This is a genomic window from Phenylobacterium sp. (genome assembly GCF_044358365.1).
In the GTDB taxonomy this organism is placed as follows: Bacteria; Pseudomonadota; Alphaproteobacteria; order Caulobacterales; family Caulobacteraceae; genus Phenylobacterium.
Genome location: NZ_JBIKNZ010000015.1, coordinates 49,645 through 59,178 on the forward strand (window position 1 = coordinate 49,645; position 9,534 = coordinate 59,178).

Below are 9,534 nucleotides of genomic sequence, written 5' to 3' on the forward strand. Positions count from 1 at the left end.
TTATGGCGGACTATTCCACCGTCTCGCAGTCGAACCGGTCGATCTGGCCGTTTTGAAGGCGACAACCTCCGCGCCCGTCATCCCGGTCTCTGGCTCCGCCAAGAGCGGGGTAACGGAATGGCGCAGCGGCAGGATCATTTCTTGCGGCGCACCACCGGGTGCGAGGTCGACAGGCCGCCATCCACCGCAATCGTCTGGCCGTTGACGTACGAGGCGTCGTCCGAGGCCAGGAACAGGGCGGCGGCGGCGATCTCCTCCGGCTCACCGTAGCGGGTGGTGGGGTTGAGCTGGCCGATCCTGTCCTCGTTGCCGCGCGCCCGCGCGCCGTCGAAGATCGGCTTGGTCATCCCGGTCTCGATCAGGCCAGGCGCGATCGCATTGATCCGTACGCCGGTACCATAAAGCTCGTTGCAGGCGGTCTTCACCAGGCTGATCACTCCGGCCTTCGACGCCGAATAAGCTGGCCCGCCGGCGCCCGAGCGGATGCCCGCCACCGAAGCGGTACAGATGATCGAGCCCTTGCCCTTGGGGATCATCACCGCCGAAGCGTACTTCACAGCCAGGAAGGGCCCGATCAGGTTCACCCGCAGGATCTCGGCCCAGTAGTCGGCGGTTTGCTCATGCAGCGGTGCAAACCCGCCCGAGATGCCGGCGTTGGCCCAGAACACGTCGAGACTGCCGTATTCGGACACCGCACGGTCCACGAGCGATTTCACGAAAGCGTCGTCCCCGGCGTCGCCGAGCAGGGCCACAGCCTTGCCGCCGGCGGCGCGGATCGCCTCGGCTGTCTCGTTCACCGCTTCGGCGCGGTCAGCGATGACCATGCTGGCGCCCTCTGAGGCGAACAGCTTGGCGGCGGCGCGGCCGATGCCGCTGGCGGCGCCGGTGATGACGGCCGTGCGGCCTGAAAGTCGTCCCATGGTCGTTCCTTTGATCAAGTCGTGGGCGCGGCGCGCCGGGCGGCGCTGAGGATGGCGTCAAGGAAGATATCGTAGAGCCCCGGCGGCATGTCGTGGCCCATGCCCGGGATCATCCGCAGTTCGGCGCCCGGAATGGCGGCGGCGGTCGTCTCGCCGCCGATGGGCTGGACCAGCGGGTCATCGGCGCCATGCAAGACCACCGTCGGAACCTTCAACCTTCGAAGCTCAGCGGTCCGGTCGCCATCGGCGCCGATGGCCGTACGCTGGCGGCCGACGCCAGCCGGGTTGAAGGCGCGGGCGTGCTCGGCGATCACCCGCTCACGCAACTCGGCCTCGGTCCAGGGATAGCCGGGGCTGCCGATGGTGCGGGCGTTTGCAATGCCATGGGCGACGAAGGTTTCGTAGTCGGCCTCAGGGCTGGGGGGCGGCTGGCTGATCACCGCCATCGCCTCCGGCGTGGCGACCACATTGCCCGAAGGCGCCGACATGATGGATGTCATCGAGAGCACGCGGTCCGGATGATCGATGGCGATGCGCTGCACGATCATGCCGCCCATCGATACGCCGGCGATGTGGGCCCGCCGAATGCCCGCCGCGTCGAGCACGGCCATGGAGTCCCGCGCCATGTCGGCCAGGGTGTAGCGTTCCGTCGGCCAGCTCGACAGGCCGGTATCGCGGTTGTCCATGCGCACCGCCTGAAACCCCCTGGCCGTCAGCAGATCGCAGAAGGCTTCGGGCCAGCGGGTCATCTGCGACCCCAGGCCATTGATCAGCAGAATGGCCTCGGCCTTGGGGTCGCCAAAGGTCTGGAACTCCAGTTCCACCTCGCCATTGCGCGCTCTGGGCATTACAGATCTCCTAGTAACGCAACCTCAGGGTTGAATATATCGTCACCAAATCCTCATCACGCGTGAATCGGCTGGTAATTTATCAACTTGGACGCTTAAACGTGTTCTAAGGAGTCGCCTGAGGGGAGTGGGTCGACCAAACCTATGCGCGTAATCGTTCCCTTGTTGCTGTCCCTCGCGATGTGGGGGTTCATCATCCTCGGCCTGATCGGTCTGTGGCTGAAGATTTTCGGCTGACCCAACGGAACCCCTCAAGGGATCAGGAGAACGCGCCCGACCGCCTGGCGACTTTCGATGTAGCGATGCGCCTCGGCCGCCTCTGACAGCGGGAATGTCCGGTCGATCATCACCTTGAGCTCGCCGCTGGCCACGTCAGCGATCAGCTTGGCGATGTTTTTCTGTACCCGGTCTGTGGCGATTTCTGCGCCAAGGAAGACTCCCGAGAGCGTGCGGTTGCCGCCCATCATCGAGCCTACATCCACCCGCATCGGCTCCCGGCCTGCGGCGCCAACCATCGACACCCGGCCGCGATAGGCCAGCGATCCGATAGAGGACTGCAGCGTGGGTCCGCCCACCGAGTCGACGATCACGTTGACGCCTTTCTTGTCGGTCAGGCGCATCACCTCCTGAACCACGTCATGGGTCTTGTAATTGATGCCATGTGTCAGCCCGATGGCCTTCAGCTTTTCCAGACGCTCGTCCGAAGAGGCGGTGGCCAGGATCATGGAGGCGCCGGCGCGGGCCGCCAGCTGGATCGCCGCCACACCGACGCCCGAGGCTCCGGCCTGCACCAGCACGGTCTCGCCCTTCTGGAGGCGGCCAAATTCGAACAGGCAATCGTCAGCCGTGCCGAACGTCACCGGGATGACGGCGGCGTGACGCACGTCCATGCCCTCCGGGATCAGCCAGGCGGTCTTGGCCGACACCGCGCGAAGCTCAGCGTGGCTGCCCCAGCCGCCGGTCGTGGCGACCTTCTGGCCGACCTTGAGATGGGTGACCTCTGCGCCGACCTCTATAATCGTGCCCGCGGCCTGGTAGCCGACCACATGTGGGTTGGTCATCAGCGGCCCGCCATGGCGGTTCAGCGTGTCACCGCCCTCGATGGAGACCGCCTCGACCCGGATTACGATCCCCTTGGGGTGGCACTGCGGATCCGGCACGTCCTCATAGCGGAGGACCTCAGGCGGACCATTTTCGTAGTAGACGGCGGCTTTCATCGGTCATTTCCTCAAACACTTGTTTGACGAAACACATTCCACGGGCGGGTTGAGGGTGCAAGTGAGGAACCAGCCATGCGGGCTCCGTGGAGAGATGGCCGATGGGTTCGACGGATTGAAACCCGGGAGCCTGACATTTTCAGCCTGACCCATCCGAACCGGAAAACATTCGCGCTTTCATCTGGGTAGAGCACGACCGGCGCTTGAACCGGCATCTCCTCGAAGCTGTTTCGCCCTAGGCGCTTTTCCTGTCGCCTCGCGCCGCAACCGCAGTCCGCCCGAATATGAACCTGTCGAGAAACGTCCACAGCTCGGCCACCTCTCGACCAGCCTCGATCGATGGGTCGAACTCCTCGACGGATCGCCCCGTCTCGAAGGCCGATTGATAGCTGGTTCGGGCTCGCATGATCGTAGGGACCACCTGGATCCGCATCAGACCGAGGGCTTCCATAGCCCTCTTGACCGCAGGGGCCTCAACGCCGGCCCTCGGTGATGGCGCCTGGTTCAATACGGCCAGGGCGGGTTTGCGGAGCCGGCGGACAATCTCGGCGGTCTGGATTGCGGCGATCAGGTCAAGGAAGGTGGGCCGGATCACCATCAGGCAGAGATCGGCGGCGACGATGGCATGGCTGATCTCTTCCTCCACTACGGCAGGGGTGTCGATGATCATCAGCTCGGCCCCGGTGCGCTGACAGCTGATCTGCAGCGTGAAGAGCTTGGGGCCCGAGGTCTCGGCCAGTTGGGGGCCGGGCGCCTTTCGACCCTTCAGAACCTGAGCGGCGGAACGTTGTGCATCGGTATCCGCCACACACACCCTGCGTCCGCGAAGGAAGGCGGCCAGCGCTAAATGAACGGCAACCGTGCTCTTGCCCGATCCGCCCTTGCGCGCAATTACGGCGACCGTTCGCATGAAAACGCAGGCTTTTCCCCGGGACAGCAGCGGAGAAGCCTAGTCGCAAGGTGTGACACCCGTACGACCAGTCCCGCGGTCAGTCGTTACGCTTTACGTGATTGCGGATCGCCGCGATGATCCGGTCCTGGACGTCGGGCGCCAGATAGGCGTGCATCGGCAGGCTGATCACCCGGCCCGCCGCCGCCTCGGTCACCGGCAGGCCGCCGGGCTGGGGATAACGGGCGTAGGGCGCCTGTCGATGCAGGGGTAGCGGGTAGTAGACAGCCGTGGGGATATCCTGACCCCGCAGGTGGGCGGCCAGGCCGTCCCGGTTGTCCGTTTCGATGGTATACTGCGCCCAAACGGAGACTCCGCCCGCGATCACCGGCGGCGTGCGGACCAGGTCGCCAAGGCTTTCGGCATAACGCGCTGCGACGCGGTTCCGCGCTGTGATCTCGTCAGCGAAGATGTCCAGTTTCTGTAGCAGCACAGCGGCCTGGATCGTGTCCATCCGGGCGTTCATGCCGACCCGCATGTTCATGTACTTTGGGTCGTGATCGAAGGTCCGCCCCTCAAGGTCGGACTTCACGGCCTGACCGTGGACCCTTAGCGACACCATCAAATCGTGCAGTCGTGCGTCGTTGCAGAGCACGGCGCCGCCGTCGCCGTAGCAGCCCAGCGGCTTGGCCGGGAAGAACGAGGTTGTGGTCACATCGGCCCAGTGCAGCGGGTGTTTCCCCGCCAGGGTACAGCCGAACCCCTGCGCGCTGTCGGCGATGAGCTTCAGGCCGTGTCGCCGGGCGACGGCGGCCAGGGCCGGATAGTCGGCCGGCTGTCCGAACAGGTCGACCGCGATGATCGCCCGCGGCGTGAGTTTGCCTTCGGCCTTAACGGCCTCGATGGCCGCCTCCAGCTTCACCGGGTCCAGATTGTAGGTATCGGGCAGCACGTCCACGAACACCGGGCTGGCGCCGACCAGCGGCATCACCTCGGCGGTGGCGGCGAATGTGAACGATGGACAGAACACTGCATCGCCCGGGCCAATCTCCCAGGCCATCAACGGCAGGATCAGCGCCTCGGTGCCAGAGCCGCAGGTCAATGCATGGGCAGCTTTGCCGAACGTGCAGAGTTCAGCCTCGAGCTGGGTGATTTCCGGTCCCATGATGTAGGCGCCGGACCGCACGACCTTGAGGATCGCGTCTTCGAGTGGTTGGCCCAGCCGCGCGCGTTGGGCCTGCAGATCAATAAGCGGAATCATGGAGTCGACTTATGCCCTGCGTCGGGCCCTGGCGCCAAAACACGCTTGGTGTCGAGGTGTTGCGCCTCAGGCGCGGGTCATGATCGCCGGGCCGAACATGGCCGGGTCCGAAACGCTGTCGCGGCCATTTTCAAGCCGGCCGGCGACACGCCGCAGCCAGTCCGGATGATCGACCAGCGTCAGCGACAGGTCGTGCCAGCCTCTTGAACCGGACAGCGCCCAGGTGTTCGAGACCGTCGCGCCCGGGGGCGTCGTGACAACCCAGGCCTTGTGCCCATAGGCGTTTGCGCGCGCCTGAACTGACAGAGGCCTTGCCCCTGTATTCCTGAGGGTGACAGTCAGTTTCCCGGCCTTGCGGTCGAACCCGGTGGTAACAATGAGGCCAGGATCTGTCCCGCTGCGGAAGTGCCGATGGAACCCGTTGGGGCCGAGGACCCAGAGATCATATCCGCCCGCCGTCAATGGCCAGCTTGCGTCCAGGGTCTTGCCAGCGGCCACAGTGTAGCGACGCGGTGGCGGCGACAGATCGTTCAGATCATAGACATGGAGCACCGCCGCCGCCGCGCCGGTGTTGGCCAGATCGACGCGGGCGGTATCCCCGGCGATCGAAAGGGTAGCATTGAGGTCGTAGGGCAGGGCCCGTGAAAGTCGGATCCCGGCGGCCTGTTCCGGCGCCACCACCGCAGCCGGTGTCGGTGGTCGGGTAGTCTTGCCCAGAGCAGCCGCGCGTTCCGCCGTCGCGCGCGTCGCCGGCATCTTTGGCGGCGTCCGCTCGCGATTGGGCGTCCTGAAGTCGAAGCAGGAGGTCAGGTCGCCGCAGACGGCCCGCCGCCAGGGCGAAATCTCGGGCGAGGCGACGCCGAACCGGGCCTCCAGAAAGCGGATCACCGAGGTATGGTCGAAGACCTGCGAATTGACCCAGCCGCCCCGGCTCCAGGGCGAGATCACGTACATCGGCACGCGTGGCCCCAGGCCGTAGGGTCGCCCACGGTACTTCGGCAGATCCATAGGCTCCGCCGGATTGGGGGTCAGATGGTGCTCGCCTGTCAGATCGACGCTGGACCCACCCAGAAGAGCGCCCGTCGCGTCCCGCGACGGCGGCGCGGGCGGCGGCGCATGGTCGAAGAAGCCGTCGTTTTCGTCGAACATCACCAAGAGGACGGTCCTGGCCCAGACCTCCGGGTTTGCGGTGAGCGCGTCCAGAACCCGGGCGGTGTAGTCAGAGCCCTGGGCCGGGCTGGAGGGATCAGGGTGCTCGGAATCCTTGGCGCCGGCCACGATGTACGAGACCTGCGGCAAGGCGTCAGCCATCACATCAGCCTGCAGACGATCCAGCTGGTAGGTCGACAGGCCTTCGGTCGCGAGGACCGTTTGGGCGCCGGGAGCCTTGTCATAGGCCGCCCGGAAACTGGCGAACCCCTCCAGCGGGTTGTCGCTGAAGTTGTCAGCCATGTCCTGATAGACCCGCCAGGTCACCCCCGCCGCCTGCAGGCGCTCCGGATAGGTCATCCAGCTGTAGGCCGTCTTCGGCCCGCCCTTCTGGGGCAGACTGTCGTGCGAGTTGCTGAGCGACGGGCCGCCGCCCTTGCCCCCCGGGTCGTTGGCGCCGGTGAAGAGGAACAGCCGGTTCGAATTGGTGCCGACCTGCATCGAGCAGTGGTAGGCGTCACACAGTGTGAAGGCGTTCGCCAGCGCGTACTGGAACGGCAGGTCCGCCGGCTCGAAATAGCCCATGGAATGGGGCCGCTTGGCGGCCGGCCAGTCGGCCATGCGGCCCTGGTCCCATGCGGCCTGGGCGTCTGTCCAGCTGTGCGGCGTGCCCGCCACCCGCATGTGGGCGAAGGTCGCGGTGGTGTTCAGCGGGAAGGGCGCAATATGGGTCGGCTGGGCGCCGGGCGAATTGGCCTGTGTCCAGACCGTTCGGCCGCCCGGCAACGGGATCGGGAACCGGTCGCCAAACCCCCGTACCCCGTTCATCACGCCGAAATAGTGATCAAAGCTGCGGTTCTCCTGCATCAGGATCACCACGTGCTCAACGTCCTGGATCGTACCTGTGCGGACCCTGGCGTCGATGCCAGCCGCCCGGGCGATGGCGGCCGGCAGGGCGGCGCCGGCGGTTGCGGAGATCAGAAGCTGGCGGCGGTCGAGCATGGGGTCCCCGGGGCCGTGCAGGTTACGCCTGCTTTCATGACGAAACCAACCTCTGCGGTCGTCGCCTAGATCTGCCGAACGCGGCCTTCCCAGTAGGGTGCGCGGACTTTGCCGCGCTGGATCTTCCCGGCCTCGGAGCGGGGCAATTCCGTAACGAAATCCAGACTGCGGGGAATCTTGAAAGCCGGCAGGCTGTCGCGGGCGAAACCCAGGATCTCCTGGGCCAGAAGGTCCGAGGGCTGGTAGCCGGGCTTCAGCAGGATCACCGCCTTGACCTGCTCACCCCACTCGTCGTGCGGCACGCCGACCGTGGCGCTGTCGGCGACGGCGTCATGCTTGATCAACTCGTTGTCGATTTCCTGCGGATAGATGTTCACCCCGCCCGAGATGATCGTCTCGGCGCTGCGGCCGGTCAGGAACAGATATCCATCGTCATCGAAGTAACCCATGTCGCCCATGGTGAAGTAGTCGCCGACGCGACTGGCCTGGGTCTTCTTCTCATCCTTGTAGTAGGTGAACGCCCCGCCCGGTGGCAGCTGGTGATAGATGGTGCCCGATACGTTGGGCGGGCATTCGTTGCCCTGCTCGTCGAGGATCTTGGAGCCCAGCAGTTCGGGGCGCTTGCCCACCGACCCGGGCTTCTTCAGCCAATCGTGGCTGTCGATCATGAAGCCCGCGCCGCCTTCCGAGCCCGCGTAGTATTCGCTGAGCACCGGACCGAACCACTCGATCATTGCGAATTTGACCTCCGGCGGGCAGGGGGCCGCGCCGTGGACGATGTATTTGACCGACGAGACGTCATACTTGGCCTTCACCTCGGGCGGCAGCGCCAGCAGTCGCTGGAACATGATCGGCACCAGGTGCATGTGGGTGACCTTGTAGCGGTCGATGGTGGCCAGGACGTGCTCTGAATCCCACTTGTCCATGAAGATCAGCGGGCACCCGGCGCCCATGGCGGCGCGAACGTCGAACACCAGCGGCGCCGCGTGATAGGCCGGCCCCGCGCACATCTGGACAGACGTCTCGCCATAGCCGCGCATCGCGTACATCGCCTGCGGCGTAACGGCTGGAACCGCCCGGAACACGCCTTTCGGCCGCCCGGTGGTGCCGGATGTGTAGAGCATCTGGTTGCCGAGGCTGGGGTCGGCGATATCGGATCCATCCAGACCGGCCAGCGCCTCATCATAGGTCGTGAACCCTTCGATGGCGCCGCCGATCGAGATCTTGATCTTCAGGTCCGGTGCCGCGTCGGCCGAAGGTCTGGCTGTCGCGACCTTGGCTTCCGCAAAAAGGGCCAGGGCTTCGCAGTCGTTCAGAATATAGCTGATCTCATCGACATTCAGATGCCAGTTCACCGGGGTCAGCCGGAACCCGCCACGCAGCGTGGCGGCCTGAACCTCAACGAATTCGCCGCGGTTGGACGTCAGGATCGCGACCGCGTCGCCGGCTTTCAGGCCCGCATTGCGCAACAGGCGAACCAGGCGATTGGCATTGGCGTTGACCTCCCCGAAGGTCCGGCTCTGGCCGTCCGGATCAACGACCGAGGGCTTGTCCGGCTGGACCGACGCCCAGACCGCCGTGTTCATGCCCACCATCGCGGCCGCTTCCAGCCGCGCATTCAAAGCTTCTGGTTCGCTCACTGATTCCATCCCGTGTTCTGGAGCGCCGCTTGAGCGGCGTCATTCCCGATCTTCGAAAACATCATGGCATGCCCGGGCTCGGGCGGACAATCGCCGACTTTGGAGTTTCTGGATCTCGCCGAGGTCGTTCGCCGGGAGAGGCGTCGGGGTCTTCATGTCCGAAATCCGCGAGCGCCGCGGCGGCGCTCGCGCCAGGTTTGATCCATGACGCGCTACGCACTCTTCGAAACCAAGATCGGTTGGGCGGGGATCGCCTGTAGCGGCGCGGGCCTGATCGGCGTTCATTTGCCTGAGCCGGACCGTGAGGCCGCGCGCCGCAGTTTCATCCGACGGTTCCCTGAGATGGCTGAAGCGCCGGTTCCCACAAATCAGATTTCGACGGTCACGCGCATCTGCACGCTGCTTCGCGGCGCAATCGGACTTGTTCGCTTAAGTCGCCGGGAAGCCCTTGCTCTTGAGGTAGGCCGAGACGTCGGGATCGCGTCCGCGGAAGGCGCGATAGCCGGCCTTGGGATCCACGGCGTTGCCAGCTGACATGACGTGATCGTAGAGGCGCTTGGCGACGCGTTTGTCGTAGAGGCCGCCGGGGGCTTGCAGGAAGGCCTGGG

7 protein-coding genes are annotated in these 9,534 nt (G+C 65.4%); all 7 read right to left on the bottom strand.

Going from position 1 to position 9,534, the window contains the following annotated elements; translation table 11 throughout:
* Positions 1–134 precede the first annotated feature (134 nt).
* Positions 135–920 (bottom strand): SDR family NAD(P)-dependent oxidoreductase, encoded by a 786-nt coding sequence (locus tag ACIQ3B_RS06430; protein WP_397400773.1) that lies wholly within the window; start codon positions 918–920, stop codon positions 135–137.
* Positions 921–934: 14 nt separating this feature from the next.
* Entirely contained in the window at positions 935–1,768 is an 834-nt protein-coding gene (locus ACIQ3B_RS06435; RefSeq protein ID WP_397400775.1) for an alpha/beta fold hydrolase, read from the bottom strand.
* A gap of 251 nt (positions 1,769–2,019) precedes the next feature.
* Positions 2,020–2,985: a zinc-binding alcohol dehydrogenase family protein gene (locus ACIQ3B_RS06440; RefSeq protein WP_397400777.1), complete on the bottom strand. Its 966-nt coding sequence runs from the start codon at positions 2,983–2,985 to the stop codon at positions 2,020–2,022.
* Between the two features lie 235 nt (positions 2,986–3,220).
* On the bottom strand, positions 3,221–3,895 hold the full coding sequence (locus tag ACIQ3B_RS06445) for an AAA family ATPase (protein WP_397400779.1): 675 nt from the start codon (positions 3,893–3,895) through the stop codon (positions 3,221–3,223).
* A gap of 79 nt (positions 3,896–3,974) precedes the next feature.
* A complete protein-coding gene (locus ACIQ3B_RS06450; protein ID WP_397400781.1) occupies positions 3,975–5,135 on the bottom strand; it encodes a DegT/DnrJ/EryC1/StrS family aminotransferase in 1,161 nt (386 codons plus the stop codon).
* A gap of 66 nt (positions 5,136–5,201) precedes the next feature.
* A complete protein-coding gene (locus ACIQ3B_RS06455) occupies positions 5,202–7,286 on the bottom strand; it encodes a phosphocholine-specific phospholipase C (protein ID WP_397400783.1) in 2,085 nt (694 codons plus the stop codon).
* Positions 7,287–7,351: 65 nt separating this feature from the next.
* Entirely contained in the window at positions 7,352–8,926 is a 1,575-nt protein-coding gene (locus tag ACIQ3B_RS06460; RefSeq protein ID WP_397400785.1) for an AMP-binding protein, read from the bottom strand.
* Between the last annotated feature and the right edge of the window lie 608 nt (positions 8,927–9,534).

Coding starts and splice junctions, on each gene's coding strand:
- ACIQ3B_RS06445 (WP_397400779.1), bottom strand. CDS start 3,895: ATGCGAACGGTCGCCGTAATTGCGCGCAAGGGCGGATCGGGCAAGAGC.
- ACIQ3B_RS06430 (WP_397400773.1), bottom strand. CDS start 920: ATGGGACGACTTTCAGGCCGCACGGCCGTCATCACCGGCGCCGCCAGC.
- ACIQ3B_RS06440 (WP_397400777.1), bottom strand. CDS start 2,985: ATGAAAGCCGCCGTCTACTACGAAAATGGTCCGCCTGAGGTCCTCCGC.
- ACIQ3B_RS06450 (WP_397400781.1), bottom strand. CDS start 5,135: ATGATTCCGCTTATTGATCTGCAGGCCCAACGCGCGCGGCTGGGCCAA.
- ACIQ3B_RS06435 (WP_397400775.1), bottom strand. CDS start 1,768: ATGCCCAGAGCGCGCAATGGCGAGGTGGAACTGGAGTTCCAGACCTTT.
- ACIQ3B_RS06455 (WP_397400783.1), bottom strand. CDS start 7,286: ATGCTCGACCGCCGCCAGCTTCTGATCTCCGCAACCGCCGGCGCCGCC.